The organism is Listeria sp. PSOL-1 (assembly GCF_902806445.1).
Taxonomy (GTDB): Bacteria; Bacillota; Bacilli; order Lactobacillales; family Listeriaceae; genus Listeria.
Map to the genome: position 1 here is coordinate 1,852,855 of NZ_LR760298.1, position 26,409 is coordinate 1,879,263.

At 36.5% G+C, this 26,409-nt stretch carries 18 protein-coding genes and 1 pseudogene; 5 read left to right on the top strand and 14 right to left on the bottom strand.

The genetic code is table 11. From position 1 onward, the window contains the following. Window positions 1–13: 13 nt before the first annotated feature. The 7 genes from G6Q10_RS08975 to G6Q10_RS09005 form a co-directional block, all read right to left on the bottom strand. Window positions 14–1,693 (bottom strand): glycosyltransferase family protein, encoded by a 1,680-nt coding sequence (locus tag G6Q10_RS08975; protein WP_163655254.1) that lies wholly within the window; start codon window positions 1,691–1,693, stop codon window positions 14–16. Continuing rightward, window positions 1,662–3,497 carry an LTA synthase family protein gene (locus G6Q10_RS08980; protein WP_163655256.1) on the bottom strand — a complete coding sequence of 612 codons (1,836 nt, stop codon included), beginning with the start codon at window positions 3,495–3,497 and terminating at the stop codon, window positions 1,662–1,664. The genes G6Q10_RS08975 and G6Q10_RS08980 overlap by 32 nt, the downstream gene beginning before the upstream one ends. After that, a complete protein-coding gene (locus tag G6Q10_RS08985) occupies window positions 3,494–6,040 on the bottom strand; it encodes a YfhO family protein (RefSeq protein WP_163655258.1) in 2,547 nt (848 codons plus the stop codon). The genes G6Q10_RS08980 and G6Q10_RS08985 overlap by 4 nt, the downstream gene beginning before the upstream one ends. After that, complete coding sequence (locus G6Q10_RS08990; RefSeq protein WP_163655259.1) at window positions 6,015–6,839, bottom strand: class A sortase; 825 nt, start codon at window positions 6,837–6,839, stop codon at window positions 6,015–6,017. Before G6Q10_RS08990 ends, G6Q10_RS08985 begins: the two co-directional genes overlap by 26 nt. A 72-nt stretch (window positions 6,840–6,911) precedes the next feature. Further along, the gene (locus G6Q10_RS08995) at window positions 6,912–10,070 is read right to left on the bottom strand and encodes an isopeptide-forming domain-containing fimbrial protein (RefSeq protein ID WP_163655261.1); all 3,159 of its coding nucleotides are present in this window, start codon (window positions 10,068–10,070) and stop codon (window positions 6,912–6,914) included. A gap of 173 nt (window positions 10,071–10,243) precedes the next feature. Beyond that, window positions 10,244–12,040, bottom strand: coding sequence for an adhesive domain-containing protein (locus G6Q10_RS09000; protein ID WP_163655262.1), 1,797 nt, complete (start codon window positions 12,038–12,040; stop codon window positions 10,244–10,246). A gap of 551 nt (window positions 12,041–12,591) precedes the next feature. Then, window positions 12,592–12,798: a hypothetical protein gene (locus G6Q10_RS09005; RefSeq protein ID WP_163655264.1), complete on the bottom strand. Its 207-nt coding sequence runs from the start codon at window positions 12,796–12,798 to the stop codon at window positions 12,592–12,594. A 919-nt stretch (window positions 12,799–13,717) separates the two neighbouring features. Here G6Q10_RS09005 and G6Q10_RS10175 point away from each other — a divergent pair. Both G6Q10_RS10175 and G6Q10_RS10180 read left to right on the top strand, forming a co-directional pair. Next, window positions 13,718–13,939 carry a DDE-type integrase/transposase/recombinase gene (locus G6Q10_RS10175; protein WP_370519532.1) on the top strand — a complete coding sequence of 74 codons (222 nt, stop codon included), beginning with the start codon at window positions 13,718–13,720 and terminating at the stop codon, window positions 13,937–13,939. A gap of 23 nt (window positions 13,940–13,962) precedes the next feature. Next, a pseudogene (locus G6Q10_RS10180) lies at window positions 13,963–14,170 on the top strand (IS3 family transposase). 88 nt (window positions 14,171–14,258) lie between these two features. Here the strand turns inward: G6Q10_RS10180 and pbpD1 are convergent. From pbpD1 to G6Q10_RS09035, 5 genes are all read right to left on the bottom strand, one after another. Next, on the bottom strand, window positions 14,259–15,599 hold the full coding sequence (gene pbpD1 / locus G6Q10_RS09015; protein WP_370519533.1) for a D-alanyl-D-alanine carboxypeptidase PBPD1: 1,341 nt from the start codon (window positions 15,597–15,599) through the stop codon (window positions 14,259–14,261). A 51-nt stretch (window positions 15,600–15,650) separates the two neighbouring features. Then, a complete protein-coding gene (locus tag G6Q10_RS09020; RefSeq protein ID WP_163655268.1) occupies window positions 15,651–17,813 on the bottom strand; it encodes a DNA topoisomerase III in 2,163 nt (720 codons plus the stop codon). A gap of 7 nt (window positions 17,814–17,820) precedes the next feature. Beyond that, on the bottom strand, window positions 17,821–19,605 hold the full coding sequence (gene recQ, locus G6Q10_RS09025) for a DNA helicase RecQ (RefSeq protein ID WP_163655270.1): 1,785 nt from the start codon (window positions 19,603–19,605) through the stop codon (window positions 17,821–17,823). Window positions 19,606–19,758: 153 nt separating this feature from the next. Beyond that, a complete protein-coding gene (locus G6Q10_RS09030) occupies window positions 19,759–20,283 on the bottom strand; it encodes an O-acetyl-ADP-ribose deacetylase (RefSeq protein WP_163655272.1) in 525 nt (174 codons plus the stop codon). Window positions 20,284–20,322: 39 nt separating this feature from the next. After that, complete coding sequence (locus G6Q10_RS09035) at window positions 20,323–20,979, bottom strand: DUF1129 domain-containing protein (protein ID WP_163655274.1); 657 nt, start codon at window positions 20,977–20,979, stop codon at window positions 20,323–20,325. A 164-nt stretch (window positions 20,980–21,143) separates the two neighbouring features. Here G6Q10_RS09035 and gshAB point away from each other — a divergent pair, with 164 nt between their 5' ends. Continuing rightward, complete coding sequence (gshAB, locus tag G6Q10_RS09040) at window positions 21,144–23,492, top strand: bifunctional glutamate--cysteine ligase GshA/glutathione synthetase GshB (protein WP_163655276.1); 2,349 nt, start codon at window positions 21,144–21,146, stop codon at window positions 23,490–23,492. Between the two features lie 97 nt (window positions 23,493–23,589). On the opposite strand, the gene G6Q10_RS09045 is transcribed toward gshAB, so the two are convergent. Continuing rightward, on the bottom strand, window positions 23,590–24,189 hold the full coding sequence (locus tag G6Q10_RS09045) for a hypothetical protein (protein WP_163655278.1): 600 nt from the start codon (window positions 24,187–24,189) through the stop codon (window positions 23,590–23,592). 81 nt (window positions 24,190–24,270) lie between these two features. Between G6Q10_RS09045 and G6Q10_RS09050 the strand changes: the two genes are divergently transcribed. Together G6Q10_RS09050 and G6Q10_RS09055 are read left to right on the top strand one after the other, a co-directional pair. Then, window positions 24,271–24,519: a hypothetical protein gene (locus tag G6Q10_RS09050; RefSeq protein WP_163655280.1), complete on the top strand. Its 249-nt coding sequence runs from the start codon at window positions 24,271–24,273 to the stop codon at window positions 24,517–24,519. A gap of 349 nt (window positions 24,520–24,868) precedes the next feature. After that, window positions 24,869–25,780 (top strand): helix-turn-helix domain-containing protein, encoded by a 912-nt coding sequence (locus tag G6Q10_RS09055; RefSeq protein WP_163655282.1) that lies wholly within the window; start codon window positions 24,869–24,871, stop codon window positions 25,778–25,780. Between the two features lie 73 nt (window positions 25,781–25,853). Here G6Q10_RS09055 and G6Q10_RS09060 read toward each other — a convergent pair whose 3' ends face one another. Next, a complete protein-coding gene (locus G6Q10_RS09060; protein WP_232057810.1) occupies window positions 25,854–26,348 on the bottom strand; it encodes a QueT transporter family protein in 495 nt (164 codons plus the stop codon). Window positions 26,349–26,409: the final 61 nt, after the last annotated feature.

Below are 26,409 nucleotides of genomic sequence, written 5' to 3' on the forward strand. Positions count from 1 at the left end.
CTGGAAGCGATGTTTAAATATCTAGTCTGGATCTTTGGGCTATTCTTCTATTTGCATAAATCCCCCAAAAAAGTAAGCTGCAAAAGCTAAACCAAAAGGAAAAATGTTGGATGAATGTGCCGGTAAAGACCACTTTTAAGTCACCTGAACCTTGCACAACACAACTAACCTGGCCTCTGATAGGATGAATCGGAATGTTTTTTCCATTTTGTTGAATGGTATAACCTTTATAGTAAAGAAGAGGGAAAATAATGCTAGCATTTTGCGCATCTTGATAATGAACTTGATACCCTTGCGTTATTCTTTTTTGATTTGATAGGTTTACTTTTCCTAATGTTTCAATTTGTTTCGTAGCAGCAATTGAAGAAAGAGAAGCATTTTCTGGTAGATATTCTTGTCCTGCACCCAGATCATTGGGATGTGCTTCTATCTCTTTTTGTACGGAAACTAGCTTTAATTGGCCAATTGTACTTTGATGATATGCACTGACAACTGGAACAAGTTGTAAAAAGAACGCGCAGACTGCAAGGAATACGAGCGCATGTAGATGAAAGAACTTAGGAATGTTTTCGACCACTTTTTCCCAATTTAAGCCGACTAAAAAACATGCAAGAACGGTTATCATTAAATTAAGTCGCCAAGGAAACTGCAAGATGTCCAAGAACGATAGCGATTTCCAAGGAAAAAGCTGCGTTGTCATGACAAGCAAAAGCCCCATCAATAATAGACAATGCCATTCAAACCGGCTCCCTCTGCGTCGCTTTATTAACGCAATGCTAAAAATAAGAATGCCAAGGAAAAGCAATATCCCCACACCTGCATTTTGTCCAGTTAAACTTTCAATAAAAGAGGAAAAACTATACGCAGCTGAATCAGGCGTAATAAAAGAATGAATTTGGAAAAGAAAACGCTGCGAAGTCCATTGTTCTAGCAAGGGCATCCAAATCAATGCACTGATACATAATGTGCTTACTCCGGCTGCAAGTAACAAAAGAAACGCTTTTTTCTTCGCTCCTTTTTGACAAATGAAACAAAACAAGAAAAAGAGAATCACAAAAGCTCCCATCATCACAGACAAAATATGTGAAGCGATTAAACCCAACATTCCCCAAATAAGAGGGGAAGCTTTCCTCTCTTTTTGATAAAACAATGTATAGATACCGTATAACACAATAGGAAAGAAAATAAACGAGAGCACTTCCCCTAGTGCTGCTCGTTGAAAAGTATCTACTAATTTATAAGAGGATGAAATATACAATATGCCACTTAATATCGCCGCAAACCGATTGCCGGATAAACGTAATATGACACCATACATGCTATAAAAAGACCCTAACCCGACTAAAATTAACCAGCACTTATAAGCAACCGCAAATGAAACGCCTAAGTTTAATGCATAAGCAAATGGATAGAGGAACCATTCTGGATAAAACCAATTCACGCCATAACCGTAACCATTTAGAAAATATTGGTTAATATAAAACGGGAATGTCGCGTGTGCAATCGCATCTTTAAGCCCCATGATCCGATTGATATGAAAATATAAATCATCTCCTATACGGATATCTGTTGTGCCCCAAAAAATATAAATTTGTAGATATAAAATCAAACAGATAAAGAAAAAGAGGATGGCTGAACGTAACAATACAAATCGTCTGGCTTTAATTGCTGCTAGGAACTTTGAATAAATCATGTTTAGCGAATCCTTTCCCTTCTAGAATATCATATTGAAATAGCTTTAATTCTTGAAGCTTTTCTTTCGCATCCCGTGATAACTCTTCAGCTTTGACGGTGTTATTTTTAGAATCGACGTATACACCAGAATCAAAGGCTGGTATTTCTGCTCTCAAGCTTTCAAGGAATGCTTGATAAACAGTTAATTTGCTGTTTGTTAATTTTTTTAACTCATTCCCAAAATAAATTGGGCTTGTTGTTTTAAGGTTTCCTTTGACATGTTTTTTATTATCATAAATGAAAAGTTCTGTTTCGTGCATTTTTCGAGGCCCATTGATATTTTGAGTATAGCCATCATAGTATCCAGGTAAATGATCTCCCCAAAAAACAACAATAACTTCTTTTGAAAGTTGATTTAACTGCTGAATGAAAGGTTTTAACGCCGTATCTGTTTGGTGAATTCCTTCTGCATAGTTACTAGCTTCAGTATTTACTTGCCCATTGATACTAACAGGAATTACTTGGTTATATTTATTCCAATAAGGCATATGATTTTGCATAGTGACAAGATGAATAAAATTAGGGCTTGTTGTACTTTGCAGCTGAAGAAGTGCTTGTTGATAAGCAAAGCTATCAGAAGCATATTCGCTATTATCAAGATGCTCTGACCCTTTCATTTGCTTGTCGCTAAGAAAAGATTGAAAACCTAAATTAGGATAGGCTTCCATTCGTTTATACATCGATGTATTGTAAGGATGGATTGCCGTTGTTGTATAATCATTTTCATCAAATTCATGGACAATAGAAGGGAAGTTCGCCATAGAAGAAACAAACGTCTGATAAGGCACAATAGAAGGATCTTTAAAAAGACTCATAGAAAACCCTGTTAGCGCCTCGAATTCAATGTTAGCAGTTCCTCCCCCATAACCAGCAGATAACACTTTACCACCGATATTATTTTGCTCGATATCCTGTGTGTAAGGTATCAGGTTTTGTGGTGCTGTTACACCGCTTAAGCGTAGTGGGTTACTAAAGCTTTCACTCATAACAAAGATAACATTATCATTTTGAAAGTTATTAAACGTTCGCTTCTGATTTAAATTCTCTGCCACTTTTTGGTATTTTTTAACCAGTTGCTGCATCGTTTGACGAGAGTAATTCGCTGGTTTTTCCATGCTTTTTTTAGGCATATTGTATAAAAACCCTGGCAAATAACCATTTGCTTTATAATTTCCTTCCTGATGAACCGGATTCCAGTCAATAATAACATCATCGACTATTTTTTGTAGGACGGACGTACTTGAATTAAACGTATAACTTTGCCATACCATTCCGGCTAATAAAAGCAACGCACATCCTTTTAGAATAAGCTTAGAACGCAAGGACAAATGCTTGTTTGCTTTTACTCGAAAATCCAGAAAAACTCCGCAAGCGATTAAAACAAGTGTAATAATGATTAACAAAATAAGGATTTTGGCAGATACAAAATGACTTAAATCTCCTACTTGATCCCCCATAGTAAAATCGGATGGAAAAAGCGGCTCTAAGCGATACGAAAATTTAGTAGCGCCAATCCAAATAAGCCAAACAAAACTGACTACCCACACTGCAAAAAGTGTAAAGAAATAAGGAACTATTAAATAGAGTAATAGAAATAAAATTTCTAAGAACAACAGACTAAAAAGCGTGGAAAGTAAATGATCAAAAGCAAAAATCTGAAAAGCAGATATCCTTTCGTTTGGATAAATGCTAGCTGTTAACAAAAGATATAAAATGATGTTTCCTATACTACTTCCCACAACTTTTAAAACTGTTGACTTCATCTTTTTTTCCTTCTCCTCTTCCAATAAAAATAGAAAGCTAGTAATCCTACCACGCTTAGCCCACTTATGATACTACCTAGCATAAGACCAGGCGGACGATAATAGCCTTTCAACGTCCCTTTTCCTTGAGGTAATTCTAAGGTAGTTAAATCACTTAAGACGCGTTTTGCCTTAACAGGTTTGCCGTTCCATGTGTAATGCCATCCTTGATCAAAAGGAATTCTAAGCACAGGAGTTTTATTCGGCAATACATCCCAAGTGCCTTCAAAAGAGCTCAAGCCCTTGCTTTTAATTTTTAAATCATTTTTTGCTTCGCGTTTTTCTACGGCTTCCCAGGCTTTTGTATCAATCGTTAAAATCTTTAAGCCATAAACTGGGAACTGTTGATCCCCGTCCCACTGGATTGTAATTTTATTTTCCCCATTTAGAATTCGTTTCCAGAATCCATGCGCTTGGATTTTCACTTGGGTAGATAAATTATAAGTAATTTTATCCAATGAATAAGGAGATGAAAAAGAAATATAGGAGATTGTATCTTTTGATTGTTTGGGTAGTTGATAAGTTAAAGTAGCTTGGCTAGTTCCTTCTTTTTTAGTATATGCTTGCTGACTTTCATCTAGCGTTGCATTTTTTTGAAGTAACTTAGGCGTAGTTGTGCGAGCAACTTTATCAGGTTGTTCTCCCATTAATTTAATAATCTGTTCTTGCGCATCGCCCCACTCTGGCGTTACTTCTTGTGAAGCCAATTGCATACCAAGTGCACGCGTTGTTTTTGCAGCATAAATAGAAACATCCCCTACATTCACGACTTTCTGTGCATTAGGTATCCTTTCATTATACATATAGGTAGCTTGCATATAACGATTAACACCTAAGAAATCATTTGAAAGTAATGTGCCACTATCCGCTTTAGATGCTACACGTGTTGTCTCAAATCCCATATTCTGTAACATGCTACCATAATCTTTACTTTGCATTGATGTAAAACCACCAACAGAAGGAAAACCATAAAATAAGTTGTCTGTTGTAAAAATATGATACGTTGATTGATACTTATCAAACGGCTCTCTCTTTGCTTCATCTTGGCGCAAAGCTTGTAAAACATTAGGATTAGGGTTAGATTCTTGATGTTGGTCTGAATAATATGTCGGAAAAGCAGAGATTTCCCCCATTTTATGACTCATCAGCCATGCATTTGTTGTGCAGTCGATAAGTATCGTACCCAATAATAAAAAGGCAAAGAGTTTCTTTTTATCTTCTAGCAACCATAAATAAATGAAAAGCGTTAAAAGAAGAAGTAAACCTTGGTTTCCTCCCCACAACCAAAACGATATGGATGATAAACTTAAAGTAAGGATCACCCAAAGTAAAGAGATACAACCAAAACTTAGCCAAATCCACTTCATATCTTTTTTTTCAATACACTTAAGTACCTCAACGGCAATCAGAATGAGACAAAAGCTAAAAATAAAACTAAAGCGATACGGAAATCCTGTAGGCTTGCTAAATCCTTGCCAAACTAATCCCAGAGGTTCATAGCATAAGCTAAACCCTACAATTAGAAGTAGACTCCCATAACTAACTTTTTGCTGCCATTTGATTGCTTTCATACAGAAAAAAGGAATGACTAAAAGAAAACAAAAAAGACCTGCATAAATAAAGGGATAAATATCATCAGAGATCACATTTGTTGGATAATAAACACCATTAAATAACTTCGCTATGACTTTAAATGGATTTAACCAATCGGCAAGGAGCGGCGCATGACTTGTAGAAGCCTTCTGAAGTTGAATAACAGTAGGCATTAATAGAAAAGCACTTAATCCCAAGGCAATTAAATTCATCCAAACAAAGCGAAGTAATACTTCAACATTTCTCTTTTCCTTTTGCCAAAATTGGGTTAAAAAGTAGAGAAGCATGAATAAACCTACCATATAAGCCATATAAAAATTGGCGAGTAGTAATAGCGTAAGACAAATGATATAGAGGAAACTGATTTTTTTCTTATTTAGTAAATCAAGTAATCCAATAAAAATAAGTGGCAAGTAGACAAAGGCATCTAACCAAAGAATATTGAAATAGTAACCTATGACCATCCCACATAAAGCAAAACTTGTACTAAGCGCAAGATTCATAAGAACTTGCGCAGGATTTATTTTTCTTACAAGTAAATAAGTTGTTAGACCGGTTGCTCCTATTTTCAAGAAAAGAAGCGTAACGATCCCAAAATAGAGTTGATGGGGGAAAAATAATAGAACCAAATTAAATAGACTCCCCAAATAGTATCCCATGTTACCAATCATATTACTTCCGCCCAAAAAGTCCCAGCTAAAAAACGGCGATTGTTTTAGCGAAAAAAGGTGTTGATAGTATGAAAAAAAAGAACGATATTGCTGTTTTAAATCAGATACTAACAAACTTTTATCGGAAATGGGGTAAAAACCCATCCAACTATACCAAATTAAAAGTAATACTACCGGAATAAGAAAAGCTATAAGGAGCTTTAGCCCTAATTGTCTATTTTCCTTCCACATTTGTCGCATGCTTTTTCCTCCATTTTCGTTCTTGATATAACCAACTTAAAATAACTAAAATAAGAAGAATGAATAAGAGTCCAGTGTAGATATACCATTGTGTGAGTCCTGCATTGTGTTTTGTTTTCGCTGATGACGAATGACTTTTTGGATTGTCATTTTGGTACGCAGTTACTTTCTGTAATACGCCATGCACAACCCAGCGTTTATTTGTAGACGAGCTTGTATCACAAGTAATGAGTGTAATCTCTTTTTGCTTATGATCCTGAACAGCTTGCCAATCTGTATCAGTGATTGTTTTTTTCTGATCTACGCGATAAGTATAGACTTTATTTAGATCTGTTATTTCAACAATATCTCCCAATTTAACTTTTCCTAAAGGACTGAATAAAGCTTGAGGTCTACGAATATGATGGCCAAAAAGCACATAATTATTCATGCCTCCCATTTTTTGTGTCTTTTTAAAGGTGGTTGCTCCGTACCATAAATTTTCATCTGTAGTACTGGATAAAATGGATAAATCAATCCCTACTTTAGGCACTGTTACATATCCTATAATTTGTTTTTTTACGGCATCCGGTATTTGGATTGCTCGCAAGCTATCTGTAAAAGAAGGAGGATGGATCGTTTTATCATTTTGAAAAGTTTTCTGTTCCTGATTTTGCTTGATATCTTGTTTAGATACGGATAGGTTATTGATATTACTTTCTGCATAACCTAATAAAATTTGTTTTGCTGGTAAGGTTAATCCGTAGAGGATCGCTAATAACAGCAGTAAAAAACCTAAACGTTTTGACCAGATTGACATGGGTAAACCTCCTTTGTTTAATACAAGAACAAAGGGATAGCTAATCTCTATCCCTTTGTCTACTATCTATTTTTACGCAATCTTTTTCTTACGACGACGAACCAGATAAAGCCCAGTTGAAACAAGAGAAGTTATGACTAACCAAGGTAAATCAGTATCTCCTGTATGCGGTAATACATGTGCTGGTTGCGGTTTTGGTGTTGCTTGTTTTTCAGGTGGTGTGACGGATCCACTGGTTGAGATATCTTGTGACGTATGATCTGGATTCATTCCACTCGCATCCGCAATATTCACAAGGCTCTTTCCTATGGCATCTTTAGTTATCTTCGCTTCAAACGTCAACGCCACTTTTTCGCCACCGGCAATATTTCCAACATTTACTTTTAACTTTTGTGTTGAAGTATCATATACATCGCTTGCTTTGAGTATTGCTTTTGTGCCATCTACTTTTGTTAACACAATCTTACTTGGGGTACTTAAACCTACTGGCAGCTTATCACTAATAGTGACATCGCTCCACAAGGATCCTGGTTCTTTGTTCCCTGCTTCAATCGTGTATTTCAAGGTGTCTCCTATAGCGGTTTTACCATCTTGACGGGTTAAGTTATCCACAGTTTTGTGCTCGTATACGTCAGGGATGGTTGGAACTATTAGCCCATTCGCAGACCCCTTTGCTGTTACATTTGCCTCGCTACCAGCAGTACTATTTGGATCTGGATTGTTACCTGTGGCTTCGGCCACGTTGACTAAACTTTGGCCTACTGCTTCTGGAGTAACTGTGGCTTCAAAGCTTACTGTGGCTTTTTCACCACCGGCAATATCTCCGATATCCACACGGATGGTCCGACTGGCTGGATCGTACACGTCTTCAGCCTTCAAGTTAGTCGTTGTACCATCTGCCTTTGTTAGAATGATGTTCGTTGGAGCACTTAATCCTTTTGGCAACACGTCTTTCTCGCTAACATTTTGCCATAAAGAACCCGCTTTTTTATTCCCTGCTTCTATGGTGTATTTCAAAGTGTCTCCGACTACCGTTCCACTTTGACGGGTTTCGTTATCCACCGTTTTATTTAGGTAGGCTTCTGGGTTTGTTGGTTTTATTGGTTCATTTCCACCAGAGCCATTTACTGAACCATAAGCCGTGGCTGTGGCCTCGCTACCAGCAGTACTATTTGGATCTGGATTGTTACCTGTGGCTTCGGCCACGTTGACTAAACTTTGGCCTACTGCTTCTGGAGTAACTGTGGCTTCAAAGCTTACTGTGGCTTTTTCACCACCGGCAATATCTCCGATATCCACACGGATGGTCCGACTGGCTGGATCGTACACGTCTTCAGCCTTCAAGTTAGTCGTTGTGCCATCTGCCTTTGTTAGAATGATGTTCGTTGGAGCACTTAATCCTTTTGGCAACACGTCTTTCTCGCTAACATTTTGCCATAAAGAACCCGCTTTTTTATTCCCTGCTTCTATGGTGTATTTCAAAGTGTCTCCGACTACCGTTCCACTTTGACGGGTTTCGTTATCCACCGTTTTATTTAGGTAGGCTTCTGGGTTTGTTGGTTTTATTGGTTCATTTCCACCAGAGCCATTTACTGAACCATAAGCCGTGGCTGTGGCCTCGCTACCAGCAGTACTATTTGGATCTGGATTGTTACCTGTGGCTTCGGCCACGTTGACTAAACTTTGGCCTACTGCTTCTGGAGTAACTGTGGCTTCAAAGCTTACTGTGGCTTTTTCACCACCGGCAATATCTCCGATATCCACACGGATGGTCCGACTGGCTGGATCGTACACGTCTTCAGCCTTCAAGTTAGTCGTTGTACCATCTGCCTTTGTTAGAATGATGTTCGTTGGAGCACTTAATCCTTTTGGCAACACGTCTTTCTCGCTAACATTTTGCCATAAAGAACCCGCTTTTTTATTCCCTGCTTCTATGGTGTATTTCAAAGTGTCTCCGACTACCGTTCCACTTTGACGGGTTTCGTTATCCACCGTTTTATTTAGGTAGGCTTCTGGGTTTGTTGGTTTTATTGGTTCATTTCCACCAGAGCCATTTACTGAACCATAAGCCGTGGCTGTGGCCTCGCTACCAGCAGTACTATTTGGATCTGGATTGTTACCTGTGGCTTCGGCCACGTTGACTAAACTTTGGCCTACTGCTTCTGGAGTAACTGTGGCTTCAAAGCTTACTGTGGCTTTTTCACCACCGGCAATATCTCCGATATCCACACGGATGGTCCGACTGGCTGGATCGTACACGTCTTCAGCCTTCAAGTTAGTCGTTGTACCATCTGCCTTTGTTAGAATGATGTTCGTTGGAGCACTTAATCCTTTTGGCAACACGTCTTTCTCGCTAACATTTTGCCATAAAGAACCCGCTTTTTTATTCCCTGCTTCTATGGTGTATTTCAAAGTGTCTCCGACTACCGTTCCACTTTGACGGGTTTCGTTATCCACCGTTTTATTTAGGTAGGCTTCTGGGTTTGTTGGTTTTATTGGTTCATTTCCACCAGAGCCATTTACTGAACCATAAGCCGTGGCTGTGACCTCGCTACCAGCAGTACTATTTGAATCTGGATTGTTACCAGCGGCTTCGGCCACGTTGACTAAACTTTGGCCTACTGCTTCTGGAGTAACTGTGGCTTCAAAGCTTACTGTGGCTTTTTCACCACCGGCAATATCTCCGATATCCACACGGATGGTCCGACTGGCTGGATCGTACACGTCTTCAGCCTTCAAGTTAATGGTCGTGCCATCTACCTTTGTTAGAATGATGTTCGTTGGAGCACTTAGTCCTTTTGGCAACGCGTCTTTCTCACTAACATTTTGCCATAAAGAACCTGCTTTTTTATTCCCTGCTTCTATGGTGTATTTCAAAGTGTCTCCGACTACCGTTCCACTTTGACGGGTTTCGTTATCCACCGCTTTCTTTAGATAAGCGTCTGAACCCGGCCTTTCTATTTTAATAGCTACATTGTCAGATGCGTTATCAGTTCCATTTCCTACATCTAAGGTATTTGTCAAAGTTGTCCCCGCTGAAACGGCATCAACAGTTGCTTTAAATTTGATTTTATAACTTTCATCAGCATAAAGTCTATAAGGTCCTGATTTAATTGTTTTATTAGCTGCATTATAAATTGAAGAAGGTAACGAAGTTTCTTTACCATCCGGTGATACCAAGATAAACGAGCTTGTGTCAACTATTAACCCAGTTGGTAAAGTATCTTTCAAATCCACATTATCCCAAAAAACTGAATTTGGAGAACCATTTGTAGCATCTAACGTAAACTCTAGAGTGTCCCCCGGCCAATTTTTTCCATCTGTAGATGTTTTATTTTCATATGTTTTTTTTGCCGTTGGTTGAACATCAGCTAATGGAATAATTACATTATCTATATTAGATGTTAAAGCAGCACTGTCCCCAACATTGGTGTTAGCTTGTTCTGGAATAGCAATATCCCCGTTATTATTGATATAATTACTGTAATCTGCATTTTTTTTAATTTTCCAACTACATGAATTGTATAAGTGTTATCGTAAAAATCAGCACTAGAAATATTTTTTGCTTTTGCTGTCAAAGTTCCATTATTTATTGCGATATCAAAATTTGCAGTGACATCCGTCCCATAAACATCCGTTACTCGAATATCTGACGCTTTCACATCAAAATCCGTATTAATATCATTACTCATTGTAAAATCTGTTACATATCCGTTATCATTTTCAAATGGCACAACTTGTCTAATACTATATAGCTCATTATTATTGGTAATAGCATCCTGATAAGAGGCTAGCGTAGTTCCTTTCATAACGGGAGGGTTGTCAAAGCGAAAATTAATTAAAGAATATTCACTGAAAAATCCTGTATTTAATTTGCTACCTGACCCAGTAGTGCTACTGCTATAAGAATAGGTTAATTCCGACAAATTATCAAACGTTAATGTCACTTGCGTGTCAGGAGTATTTTTCGAACCCCCTGTAAGCGCACCTAAAGTCGTACTTCCATCAGGATTATCTACATAACCAACCTTTGTATTTTCCATCGCATAAATATCCGCAAATTGATTTAGATCACTAGTAACAGTTTTTGCTTCATTAATATTATTAAATGTTGTATGCCCAGTTATTGTGGCAGGTGCTTGTGTATCTGTATATAAAAATTTCGTTGAAACATCTGCAGATGTTGTGATTTTGTAAAAATCACCTGTCCCAACAACATCTAGTAAACCCATGTCAGTTAACGTTATCGTCTTCGCGTTAGTAATATTCGTTATTGTTACAATAACGTCTATAGACTTCCCATTGTATAATCCCATGTTAGAAAATTGGATACTTATACTAGCTTTTTGCGTTTCGCCATTTTGAACCTCAATAGGGATACTTTTAGGACTAGATACTGTGGCATTTGTATTATTACTACTTATTACCCTGGCTGTAGTATCTTCAGTTATATTCGGCCAAAATGAATACTTTGAATCTGCTGATACACTACCTAAACTCGGAATAGCAATAACTCCATTCCGTTGTGTTAATTGCGTAAATTCAGTAGCAGTAAGTGAGTTATTAGTCACAGCTTGTTTGGAAATTGCGTTTTTGCTTATTTTGTCCTTTGAATCAGCCGACGCATCCACTTTTTTACTAATGCTTGGATGTTTACTTATTTCATTTTCTGACCCTAAAGTATCAGACTTAGCAGCTCCACGACTTTCTTTTGCTCTGTTATCTATTGTTTGGACATTTATTTCCTTAGATTTAAACGTTAGTTTATCTCTTTTCGATTCGACAAACAACTGATTACTACCTTCTTTCGTTGCTTGCACTTGTAGTTTAACATTTCGTTCTTTCGTTTTTTCCGTCCAATTTACGTACACCGTATTAGTTTTTTTCCTATATGCAACAGTAAGATCTTTTCGATCTTTGTTCAGTTGCGCTGTTACTTTATTATTGTATTCTATATTTTTCCCCAATGGGATTTCTACAGTACTATCTCTCGTGTTTTTACTCTCTACATATAATGTCAGGGGTTCTCCGATATTCAACTTGAGATCATCCATTGTTTTTTCTTTTTGTTGCTTTAAGTAACTCAAACTCAAATCACTTGTTTCTTGTGGACGCATTTCCGCTAGAGCGGGTAAAATTTGCAATTGAGAAATAACCAATAGGACGATAGCAATTATAGTAAAAATTTTTTTAAACGGCAAGATTTACCAATCCCTTTCTAATATTAAGTTCTGAAATAACTTAAATTCACTTTTTTACACAAACATGACAATTTTGTTTCGATTTTTTGCTTCCTTTCCTGATGACTTGTCTTTAGAGGTCTTTGCCATTACCCTTAACGTAAAATTGTACTGGCCTATCGCTCCCCTTGATGATGTCTAACCAAAAAATACCAATCACAAAGTGTTAAGCTGCAAATACAATAGTTAACGGCAAAATCCATTTTGTTTGTTCATTAATTTTAGCACTTCTAATAGATTAAGCTTCTTAATGGCTTGCTTCGTCACAACAATTGTCAATCTTTTATCTGTTTTACCCACGTCTTCAAACAAACGTTCATTTTAGCCAAACTCAAAAATTAGCATGTTAAAACAGACAGATAACTAATTACTATCATTATAATATTTGCATTTATCAAATATATAACTGAATCGTTCGTGCCCTCTTTATAAATTATTGTATTAAAACAAATATCTTTTTAAGCAAAAGACTCTATCTTCCTTTTATTAACTTAAAAACGCAAATAACTAAATCATTTACCTTCTTTATCTAACTTAGCTGCTTCTTCTGAGGACATCACTTTAGATGTTTTTGCAGCATTACTCTTTACATGAATCTTTTGTGTCGTATTAGCTTCTTGATTTCCTTGGTTTTTAATAAATAAAACCCCACCAATCACAAGTGCTAAAGCCACGAATACACCGACTAACGTTAAAACCCATTTTGTTTGTTTATTCATTTTCTTCCTCCTAGTAAATTATTTTTTTCGTTTACACTCTTGTCTCATCATGATGATTGTCAATCCCTTGTTTGCTTTCAAACAAACATTTATTTTAGACAGGTACAAAATAAAGCTTTTAAATTGGCCTGTAAAAACAGAGGGAACATCAGATAACTATAACAGATTATCCAAAAAAGTAAAGTATAATCATTATAATTATTCACTAATTAGACATATTTGATTCTAATTTATCATGCCGATTCACTAATTAGACATATTATATTCTAGGAGTTTAGGCATATTAAAAAATAGTTCATATCTTATTTTTTGACAGGTAATTTATAAACATCAGCTTTTAGATGTTTAAACTGATTATATTTCAATCTCTTCAACTTCATAAGACATTGTCTTAATTTTATCTCTTGCACATTAAATTTATCCTTTACTTTAAATTCTTCAACAAACAACTGATTGGAAACAATCTACAAATAAGAAAGAAGTAGCAAATCAATTAAGAATTCGTGACTTTACGCTCCTTCTAATCGGGTAAGAAAGTATCGTGCGCAAGGAATAGATCGTCGCTCAAAAGGAAAAGGAAGCCCCCCCGGCGAGCGAAGTCCATTAAAAACACTTGAAAAAGAAAATCGGATATTAAAAATCAAGAATGCCTATTTAAAAGAATTGAGGAAGCTCCGTTTAGAGAGCGAACGAAAAAGGAACGAACAGCACAAATCATCCATAGCCTCCGAAAAAGATTCCGATTAACAGATACATTAGAAAATTCTTAATTTTCTCTAAATAGATCTGCATGTACTGGCAAAAACATTTTGGCTGAATAAATCCAACACAAGAGATCGAGAATTGAACTACAGATGATTCGCGAGTCACACCCTTACTATGGGTACCACAGAATTTAAGTAGTTTGAAAAGAATTCCGATGGGCAATTACAGCAGAAAAAAACTCTATCTAGATCCATTTATGGATATGTATAATAGCGAAATCATTAGTTATCGAATCTCCAAGCGTCCGAATACAGAGGGAATCATGGAAAACTTAGAAAAAGCGATTTCTCAAACCAATGGTTACCCTTATTGTCGCATTTTTCATTCTGATCAAGGATGGGCCCTATCAGATGAAAGCTTTATGGGTATTTGTTAAAAAAGCACCATATTTTCCAAAATATGTCTCGGAAAGCCAATTGTTTAGACAATTCTCCGATAGAGAATTTCTTTGGGCTTTTGAAACAAGAAATCTATTATGGTCATGTATATAATGCATATGAAGCGCTAAAACAAGCCATTGAAGTATTATAATCATGAACGAATCAAAGAAAAACTTCACTGGCAAAGTCCTGTCGAGTTCCAACAAAGGAAACCCTATACAGTATAAAAAATAGAGTGGAAAAATCCACTCTATAAAAAGTCTAACTTTTTGGGGGCACAACAAATGTCAACAACATTCACTCAGCTTCTTCTACTTAATTAAACCATCCCATAACACCATCCGCCACATAGCTTCCTATTCCTGAAAAAAATGATCCAATCGAATGCAGCATTGATACAAACCAATTTGCTTCTTCAATCGTTTCTTTTGTAACAACTGGGACTTTTGCTGTTTGACTCCCATCGATATAGCCTAAGTTGTCGCCGCCTTTTAACTTGATCGTTAAATTACCGACTTCTGTGCCGCCTTTAACAGGAGCTTCTACTTCTTTCTTATCTAAAATTACTTTTTTATCTAATTGTGGTTTATCTGTCGCTTTTGGAACAACTAATTTTGCCGCTTCTGCAGTAACCAGATCTGCTGTGCCACTTTTCCCCTTACTTACGTCAATTGTAGCAGGATTTTTAACTGCTGCCTTTTTAGATTCAACATCCATTACCTTAAAGTTATTAAAAGCATAATCTAGCATTTTGTTCGTTTCATCAAAACGAGCGCTATTATGGCTTCCCTTTCCTTTGCCGCCATTTGCATGAAGAACAACTGTAATGACGCGCATTCCATTTTGTTGCGCCGTAGCTGTTAAGCACATTCCTGCATAATCTGTTGTTCCAGTTTTTAAGCCATCTACACCTTTACGACCATAAATTAGCCCTGGTAAAAGCCAATTCCAGTTTGACATAGCAATGCGGTCAGAGGTATTCGGACGAAAGTCTTTTTTCGTTATACTTGCTGTTTTTAAAACATCAGGATATTTTTGAATCAGCTTTTTGGCAAGTAGCGCCATCCCTTGCGCTGTCATTTGATTTTCATCATTTTTACTACCGACTTGCTCTTTTCCTTTCAAATCTGAATTGTTAAGGCCTGTTGCATTCACAAATTTATGTTTTCCTAATTTTAATTGCGTTGCTTTTTTATTCATCATCTCAACAAATTTGGCTTCGCTACCCGCTATTTTTTCTGCCAAAGCAATTGCTGCACCATTTGCTGAATAAATTGCCATCGCTTCATATAATTCTTTTACCGTATATTTTTCGCCATTACGCAGTGGAACATTAGAAAGTGTGCGATCTTGAGAAACTTCATGCGCATAATCGGATATGGTCACTTTATCATCCCACTTTAATTTCCCATTGTTAATTCTTTCAAAAAGGAGATATTCATCCATTGTTTTAGTCATTGAGGCAATGCCCATTAACTGATCACTATTTTTTTTATAAAGTATTTTTCCCGTACTTGCCTCGATCGCCATTGCAGCATTTGCATTCACATCCGGTTCTCCCGCTGCCAAACTTACCTTGGGACTAACAAAAATGCCACTTGCTGCAACTGTTACAGCTAAAAAAGCAGTACTCATTCTTTTAAAAAATTTATTCACAATAATTTCTCCTTTGTCTCTTTATAGATTCTTTGTTTACTTTAAGGATTATCACTTGGGTAAATTCCCTTTCAATTTAGCTAGCGCTTCAGCCATTGGGTTATTGAAAGGCTCGTCTTCTTGTTGATTTAATTTTCTCATGTAATTTGCGACTTCTTTTTTGGAAACATTTTTGTTTTTTTCCTTATTACGACGTTCATTAAATGCTGTTAATTTTTCACGATAACCACATGTATGACAAGTAAAGATCTGTTTGTCCCCTTGGCCTCTTAAATCTAAACGCTTATGACAATTGGGGCAACGCGCGTTAGTCACTCGTGATACAGCTTCACGATGACCACATTCTCGATCCTGGCAAACCAGCATTGTGCCCTTTTTGCCTTTCACTTTTAACATTAATTTGCCACAATCTGGACATTTTTGCGAGGTGACATTATCATGGCGAAACTTTTTATCATTTTGTTTAATTTCATTTACAGCTTTTTTAGCATAATCACGCATTTCTGCTGTAAATTGACGAACGTCTAATTGACCATTTGCTATTTTTGATAGCTTTTGCTCCCAAATCGCTGTTAATTCAGGCGATTTTAAACCAGTAGGCGCAAGTTCTAAGAGTTGGCGACCTTTTGAAGTGATTTGAATTTCTTTGCCTTGTTTTTCGATAACAAAGCTGTTAAATAATTTATCAATGATATCAGCTCGTGTTGCTACTGTGCCAAGTCCACCTGTTTCACCTAGTGTTTTAGCAAGCGCCTTATTTTTGCTCTGCATATATTTTGCTGGATTTTCCATAGCTGATAATAATGTTGCTTCATTAAAACGCGCAGGTGGTTTCGTTTTGCCAACTTGTAAGGCTATTTTTTGGACAGATAATTGCTCACCTTCATGAACCTTACTGATGATTTCCTGCTCGTTTTCATCACCATAAAGTGCTTTCCAGCCACGCGCTTTCACTATTTTTCCTTTTAACACAAATGCTTCAGAACCGATTGTTGCTTGAATTGTTGTTTCATCAAAAACATAAGGCTCAGATAAAACTGCTAAAAAGCGCTTCACAACAAGATCATAGATTTTTCGCTCACGATCGGATAAATCAGATAAAGAAACCGTTTCTTCAGTCGGGATAATGGCATGGTGGTCACTTACTTTGCTATTATCCACAAATGATTTACTTGCTTTAATACCTTTTGTCAAAATGGCTCGTGCTGGCTTGGCGTATTCTCCTATACCACAAGCAGAAAGGCGCTCTTTTAACGTGGGTACAATATCTGTAGAAAGAAAACGAGAATCTGTCCGTGGGTAAGTCAAAATCTTATGTCTTTCATATAATGTTTGCATAATATTTAAGGTTTCTTTCGCGGAAAAATCAAATCGCTGGTTGGCATCACGTTGTAGCTCCGTTAAGTCATATAGACCTGGCGCATAGGTTTTCTTTTCTTTCACATCAACGCTTTTAACCGTTAAATTTAGACCAGCTAGTTTTTTCTGCAAATTCTCTGCCTTTAATTTGTCAAAAGTCTGCCCTTCGCCCCAGCGAAAAGTGCCTCGCTCTGTTATCGCTTCTAATTGATAAAATTCTCGCGCTTTGAATGTGCGAATCTCATCTTCTAAGCTAGCAATCATCGCAAGTGTCGGTGTTTGTACACGTCCACATGAAAGCTGTGCATTGTACTTCGTTGTTAGAGCTCGAGTCGCGTTGATCCCAACAATCCAGTCGGCTTCTGATCGGGCTACTGCTGAATAATATAGATTTTCATATTCTTTCCCCGGCTTAAGACGTGAAAACCCTTCGCGAATGGCTTTATCTGTTACAGAAGATATCCAAAGTCGTTTCAATGGTTTTTTGACTTTAGCATATTCAATAATCCACCTTGCAACAAGTTCACCCTCACGGCCTGCGTCAGTTGCAATCACAATGTCTGAAACATCAGCACGATTTAATAGATTTTTGACAATTTCATATTGCTTTCTTGTCTCTTTGATTGGGACAAGCTTCATTTGTTTCGGTAAAATCGGCAAGTCTGCCATATCCCAAGTTTTATATTTATGATCATAGCGTTCTGGATCAGCTAGCGTGATTAAATGTCCAAGTGCCCAAGTAACAATATATTTTGAGCCTTCCATATAACCATTTCGACTATTTTTGGCACTTAATACACGTGCAATATCTTTACCAACTGATGGCTTTTCCGCTAAAACTACAATGCGTCCCATTTATCGATTATCCTCCTGATTTCGAAATAACTTCCTCTTGTAATAACAACATAAAATCTTTTCCATATTTTTCTAATTTTGCAGCGCCAATGCCTTTAATCATTAACATTTCCTCGTTTGTCTGCGGTTTATAACGACACATTTCCCGCAACGTTTCATCGGAAAAAATAATATAAGGTGGTACACGATATTCACTTGCTAGTTCACGGCGTTTGTTCCGCAACATCTCAAATAAAGCGACATCGACATCCATAGCTACTCGTGTAGCCTCCACTGCTTTTTTGCGCAAAACAATAGCTTCATTTTTCAATACTTTAACAGCTTGGTTTGTTAATGACAATGATGGAAGGCTGCCATTTACAACTTGTAAATACTTTTCTGCTGCTAGATAATCCAATAGCTGTAAGACATCTTTTTGCGAGCGTTCCTTCATTAAACCATATGTGCTTAGTTTATCAAAATGCCATGTTTTTACTTTTTGGTCATTTGAACCCGTCAGCACTTTAGCAATAAGTATTTTTCCAAAACGTTCCCCCATCCGCTTGATGCAGGAAAATACTTTTTGTGCGTCTGTTGTAATATCAACCGTTTCTCGTGTATCAAGGCAATTACTACAACGCCCACAATGGTTCGCTTCTTCACCAAAATAATTAACAATGTAACGCTCCAAACAAATTTCAGTATAACCGTAGCCTACCATTTGACGCAACTTATGATATTCATTCTGCTTCCGTTCTTCAGGTAGTTCAGATTGATCAATCAAAAATTGCTGAATATGCGCATCTTGTGGTGAAAAAAGTAAAATACAATCACTTGGAAGGCCATCACGACCAGCACGGCCAGCCTCCTGATAATAAGCTTCCATATTTCTTGGTAAATTATAATGAATCACAAAACGGACATTCGATTTATTAATTCCCATTCCAAAAGCATTTGTAGCAACAATTACTTGCAGGTCGTCGTATGAAAATTGTTCTTGCGAAGCGCTCCGTTCTTGATCTGACAAACCACCATGATATTTTCCTACTGCAATGCCTTGCTTTTCTAGGAGAACTTGTAATCGTTCTACTTCTTTACGTGTAGAAGCATAAATAATCCCAGACTCTGAGTCATTTTCTTTTAAATAATGTAATAAAAATTGATCTTTATCCTGTCCCTTAATTATTTGAAAAGCAAGGTTTTCCCGAGCAAATCCCGTCTTAACTATATTTTTTTCAAGAATTCTAAGCAATTCGCAAATATCATTCGCAACAGCTTCAGTTGCTGTTGCCGTTAATGCAATGACTAATGGTTGCCGCTCCATTTGCCGCAAATAGTCACACAGCGCCAAATAACTTGGGCGAAAATCATGTCCCCATTGTGAAATACAATGCGCTTCATCAATAGCGAATAAGGAAATTTCCGCACACTCAAGCAAATCATGAAAGCCTTCTGTATCCAGTCGTTCAGGAGCAATATATAGCATCTTCAAATGCCCGGACTTAGCTAAATGGAGCCGTTTATTTACTTCTTGGGCCGAAAGCGTACTGTTGATATACGTAGCCTCAATTCCAGCCAAATGAAGCGCGTCGACCTGATCTTTCATCAAAGAAATAAGTGGTGAAACAACGATTGTTAAACCTTCAAATAGTAATGCGGGGATTTGGTAACAAAGCGACTTGCCTCCTCCAGTAGGCATAATCGCTAGCGTGTTTTGAGAAGCAAGCAGCTGTTTAATTACTTCTTCTTGGCCGCTACGAAAATCATCGAAGCCAAAACGTTTAGCAAGTATTTCCTTAGCCTGTACTAACATCAAAACCCCTCCCTTATTCTTAAATCCAGTATAGCGCGTTTAGGGCGTGAAATGAAGTCTTTTTGTAAAACTTATACTTTCCTTATAAATATTGCTTTTTAAAACGAATAATAAAAAAGTATCTTACCATAAAAATGGCAAAACACTTTAAATTTATTCACTGTCCAGCATTTTTTGATACAACTCATAATTTTCCTGATCAAAGCAAACAAAACGTATTTCTGTTAACGTCGTATTAGGTTCAGACTGAATCCATTCTTTTACCGTATAAAGTGCAATTTCCGCTGCTTTTTCTTTTGGGAAATGATATACACCGGTTGAAATATTAGGAAAAGCAATAGATTTCAATCGTTTAGAAACGGCTAAATCAAGTGATTTCCAGTAACAAGAAGCTAGTTTATTCGCCTCTTGTTGTTTCCCATCTTTCCAAACAGGCCCGACAGTATGAATAACATATTTAGCAGGTAAATCATAACCCGCAGTAATCACTGCTTCTCCAGCAGGGCAACTCCCAGACTCTTCAACGACTCGTTTACAAGCTGCTAATAACTCTGGTCCCGCCGCTTGATGAATTGCACCGTCAACTCCGCCACCGCCAAGTAATGAAGAATTCGCAGCATTGACGATAACATCTACTTTTTCCTGTGTAATATCATCTTGTATCGCTGTAAGTTTCACTTCATTCACCTCATATCCAATTATTACCCGGGAAATACCTTAGAAGTTAGGAATGTTTTTCTTGCGTTTAAGGTAAAATTTAAGCGCTAAAACAAATGCTCCAATAATCGTTGTTGTCATTGGATCAAGAGCAACATTAATTGCTGGTGGAATACTCATTTGTACAAGCGTCATGATAAACATCCAAGCCACAATAACCCCAATCGCCACTAAAATATATCTAAAGGTCCCGCCTTTTTTACCAGCACGCATCTCAGCAGCATACTTACGCAAAATTAGCATCGCAAAACCACCAATAATTCCAGTGATAATAAGTACGAAAATTCCCAATGTTTGACCTTGGAAAAAAGCACTAATCCCTGAAATCAACATCATAGCACCTAGCACAAGCAAGCCACCATCAAGAGCTAACCACCACTTGCCCGTTTCAACGTCGCCTATACTCGCTTTACTTACATCAAGTGAAGCCACGTATTCTGTCGGTGTTAAATTAAATAATTTACGTGCTGTTATCCCGCTTTTTTGTTCGGCAAGGATTTTTTCTGTCATCCCATAAACGATGCTGTCTTGCTCTTTTTCAGGATATTTATCACGCAAATGCTTTTCCACTTCTTGCACATATTGTAAATTACGCTTTGTCAAATTATTTTTTAGTTCTGACAAAGACGGTTTGATTTCTTCTGTTTCTGTTACCACTAAAATTTGTCCTCCTCTAAGTTTCTTATTTGTTCATTATAACTTAATTCATTGCTTTTTGACAGTTGAAATATCCTTAAAATAATTTCACAAACTAAATGATATACTATTTACTTGCTTTATTGTAAGATTAGGCTATGAGAACACGCAGTTGAGGTGAAAAGATGCTAAATACTGATACAAATTTATTAACCTTTATTCAAGAGAATCCTGACTTAAAAGAACAGTTATTTTCGGGACATTTTGGTTTGGAAAAAGAGAATTTACGTGTAACACCTGAAGGAGAATTAGCTTTAACTCCTCATCCAGAAGTTTTTGGCCCTAAAGAGGATAACCCTTATATTAAAACCGACTTTTCAGAGAGTCAAATTGAAATGATTACACCTGTTTGCGATTCCATTGACACTGTCTATCAGTTTCTTGAGAATTTGCAAAAAATCATTTCCTTATCATTAGAAAATGGAGAACTACTTTGGCCAAATAGCAATCCACCTTTATTGCCAGATGAAGCGGCAATACCTATTGCGGAATATAAAACAAAAGATCATCCAGATCGTCTTTACCGCGAACATTTAGCAAAAGAATATGGCAAAAAAATTCAATTATTATCTGGCATTCATTACAATTTTTCATTTCCAAAACCATTAATTGAAGCACTTTATAAAGAATTTCAAGAGGAAGCAGAAACTTTTGATGCATTCCAAAATCGCATCTATTTAAAAGCTGCTAAATATTTTATGCAAAATCGTTGGCTGCTCGTCTACTTAACTGGTGCTGGTTCTATTTATCTCGACGACTACACAACAACACCAAATGAAGTATCTCTTGAAAAGGGCGTAACGCTAATGAAAGACGCAACATCCCTCAGAAATAGCCCTTATGGATATAAAAATAAATCTGCACTTCACATTAATTATGATACATTCGATAGCTATATCACTTCTATTGCAGACCATATTGCAGATGGAAAAATCAATAGCATGCGCGAATTTTATAATCCGATTCGTTTGAAGAATGGACATACAGATCAATCTTTAGATAGCCTTGCAACTCATGGTGTGGAATATCTAGAAGTTAGAGCGATTGACTTAGATCCACTTGAAGCAAATGGCATCTCCAAGGATACACTATATTTTATTCAGCTTTTTTTCATTACCGGCATCTTAACAAATAAAATCGACCTTTATGAAATTCGTCAAGAAATTGCAGATGACAATGAAAAAGAAATTGCACTTTATGGTTTGGCCCACCCTAAAATTACATTATCCAATGGTAAAAAAGTAGATTTTGTCGAAGCTGCCATCACTGAATTAGACCGAATGCTAACCATCGCTCAGATCCTCGCACCAGACAATAAACGTTCACATTACACCCAAACGATTCACTTACAAAAAGAACGTTTATTAGATGTGAAAAAAACAATCGCTGCAGCCGTAGAAACACAGGTTAGACAAGAAGGCTTTTTAGCTTACCACTTAAACCAAGCAAAAAAAGCTTTAACCGAAGCAGAAACAACAGCCTACCAACTATCCGGCTATGAGGACCTAGAACTTTCTACAAAAATCGTCATGCAATCAGCCATAAAAAAAGGCATTAAAACAGAAGTACTTGATCGCTCAGAAAATTTTATCCGTCTAATAAAAAACCAGCAAATAGAATATGTAAAACAAGCCACAAAAACAGCGCATGATAATTATATTTCAGTTTTACTTATGGAAAACAAAGTGATCACCAAGAAAATCCTTGCAGAAAATAATATTCGTGTACCTTTTGGAAAAAGCTTCATTAACCTTACCGATGCGCTCCAAGCTTACGACGAATTTTCCGATCAAGCAATTGTCATTAAGCCTAAATCAACAAATTTTGGAATCGGTATTAGTATTTTTAAAGAAAGCTACACAAAAGAGGACTACCACAAAGCATTAGAAATTGCTTTTAGCCATGATTCAGCTATTATTATTGAAGAGTTTATCCCTGGAAATGAATACCGTTTCCTCGTCATTGATGATAAAGCCGTCGCTGTTTTACTCCGCGTTCCAGCAAACGTCACTGGAGATGGTTTTCACACAATCAAAGAACTCATCGCCCAAAAAAATAACGACCCTCTTCGCGGAGAAAATCACCTTAAGCCACTTGAAAAAATACAAATGGGCCCTGAAGAAACGTTAATGTTATCTATGCAAAACTTAAATCTAAGCTCAGTTCCAAGTGCCAACCAAATCGTTTATCTCCGTGAAAATTCAAATGTTAGTACCGGTGGTGATAGCATTGATGTTACAGATAAAATGGCTAGTTTTTACAAAAAACTAGCTGTCCAGTGCGCACAGACTGTTGATGCTTCTTTTTGCGGTGTAGATATTATCGTTCCACCAAACCCTCATGATTATGAAAAGGCTGCTGTCATTGAATTAAACTATAATCCAGCCGTTTACATGCACTGTTTTCCCTATCAAGGTAAAGCGCGAAAAATTGGTGATATGATTGTTGATTACTTATTTGCGGAATCTAATTAATATTATAAAATCCAATGGCTCCGTGTGTTGTTTTTAATAGGAATAGCGAAAAGAAGATTATGGCTTTGCCATAATCTTCTTTTGGATTGCTGAAATTTTAAGATTCTACTACTCTAACGTCAATGCCATCTGGCTTTTTAACTGTTACATAATATTTTTTAGTATATATTTGTCCTGTCCATGAATTTATATCTGTACGTTTTTGAGTAACCTTATATGTTTTATAGCGTTTTCTATACTGAACTTTATACTCTGTATTCTTTTTACAATTCCAAGTATTAGTCATTGAATACTCTTTATAATTACTAACTGAGAAGCCTAGTGTTGCCTCAACTTTTTTAATTCCTACCTTAACTGAACCCGAATAAGAGGCATATACTTTAGTTTTTACAGTAAAAGCAATTGTCCCCGTGGATTTACTTTTCTTTCTATTTCCATAAGTGACCCAACCTCCATAATTCATCCCATCATAGGATTTACTAACTTGCCAGCTTGTTACGATTCCTCTAGGCTCAATCACTGGAGTATTATTTGGAAGATCACTTACAACAGGTTCTTCGCCAACTGTAATGATTTCCTTTGCTTTAGGGCTTTTAACGGCTTGTACATTTAACGGAACAATTAATAATACCTCTACTGACAAAATAGTAATTAAAGCTTTTGTTAAAACAGTTTTTAATCGATTTTTTCTAGGCATAGATCTTTCTCCTTTTCTTTATTAAAAATTTAGTATATTATAAAATAGTATAAACTATCTATTTTAAAGGGAGAGGTCTTTATGTATAAGCTGTTTAGTTTTATTTCTTTTGCAGTTGGTTTAATCGCTATCTTCATCCTAGCAATTTTAAGTATTGTTCAGAAAAATTTGTTTTATTTGCTAGAAATTGATACTGTAGAAGCTGACGTTTCACCATTTAATGTAATCAACATCTACACCCTTGCTGTTCCCATAATCTTCTTAATCGTCGGCGCTTTTTTCGCCTACATAGAATTCAAAGGGATCGATTTTAAGAAAAAAATGAACTAACTAGCTCCGTCCTTCTGCTAAAGCACCTACATACATTTAGAATAGAACAAGAGCTAGCCGCGGGTCTAAAGAATTTTAACGGGAAGGTTAAAAGGATAAGGTTAACCTGTAAATTCAGAAAACCCTAAATAATTGAGAGAAAAGAAAAAACATTAATTTCTTGTAAATTTAAAAAATATTTGTCATGTAACAGCCGTTTATTCATATGCCAATGATAGGATGGCTTTTTTTAAAGCTACGAAGCGCAATATTCTTCCTTTATCCCCCAACTAAAAATAAGTGTATCATATGTTTGCACCTGCTTTGGGAAAATTATACTTATTGGTATAAAATGGGGAGGACGTTAGAAATGAGAACAAAGAAAACTGGAGAAACTTTACGCAAAATCAGAAAAAATGCCAATGCTACCGTAAAAGAATTTTATGGTACGATCATTTCGGAACAATATGCATATCGCGTTGAAAATGATCTCCAAAAAATCAGCCAGAAGAATTTAAATGCCATTTTGGAAAAACAGAATATTCTACCAGACGAATTTGTTTTCATTCAAAATAACTTTATGAAAAATGATTTAGAACAAGTATTAGACCAACTATTTGCGCTTTCAAGCAATTTAGATACGAAGAAAATCCAAAAATTATTAGAAGTCATTAACACTAAGAAGGCAACAAACCCATCTCCCTTTTACAATTATTTAGAGCAAGTATTAAAAGCTTACCCTTTTTTTAACAAAAAGCAACATTTTCATACTTTACTCGAACCGATCTGGAACGAATTAGCCAAAAAAGAACAGTGGACTTACTGCGAACTTGTCGTGGTTAACCTTGTGATCTATGCCTTTGATTTCTCCAGCATAGATGTACTAGCAAAACGTTTATTTAAGGAGTTAGAGCGTTATCGCACGTTTAAAAATGTAGCGAGATTACAACTAATTACTTGGTTCAACTACTGCACGCTCCTAAGGACTCATGGCAGAATTATGGAAACAAAACCATTATTAAAAAAAACACTAGAACAAGCGTTAGCTCAAAATAACGGCCTACTGATCTGTGAATGTAAATTCCGTTTACTTGAAATTGCTTGGCTTGAAAAAAGTGAAGCAGAAACAAAGTTACATGCTAAAGTAAGCAAGATTATTTCTGCCTTAAGACTACTCCATCATACTAAAATTGCTGAAGATCTAAGCCAAGATTGGCAAAAACGAACTGGACATATCTTAGAAGAAGAAATTAGCGATCCATGTATCGTTTTTTATAAATAATGAAAAAAAAGAGACTGTAGAACAAATTTTAGTATCTACAATCTCATTTTACATATCTAAAAACTGATTTTCATCAGCTTAATATCCGTGTTAAATTTACTTTTTTATTAATCAAATAGATAAGCACTGCTCCAATGGACATAGAGATCGCTTCACCCAACAAGATGGCAGCATATGTCCCCCAGAACGGATAATCAAACAAGACGACTAGCTCTAAAGCAATTGTAAACATTGATAACGAGACTAGCACAACCGTAACCCATAATTTATGCAATAAAGAATGAATTCGCTTTGTCACCAAATAGACAATTCCCAAAATAAGAAGCGTTGATCCTCCACCAACAATAACATCAACCAATCCTAAAGGTGACATCAAGTTGGAGATGAGAACACCAAGCGTTACAGCCACAATATATTTTCGATTAAACAACACAAGGAAATTAAACATCTCCGCAAAGCGAATTTGGATAACGTTAAAACTAATTGGCGCAAATACTAAAGTTACAACAACATATAAAGCCGCTACAAGTGCAATTTGCACGAGCGTCCGTGTTTTTTGATTCGTCATTTTTAAATACATTCTCCTTTGTAAAATAGCGTTAACTATTTTAGTAATAGCTGTAGTCAAA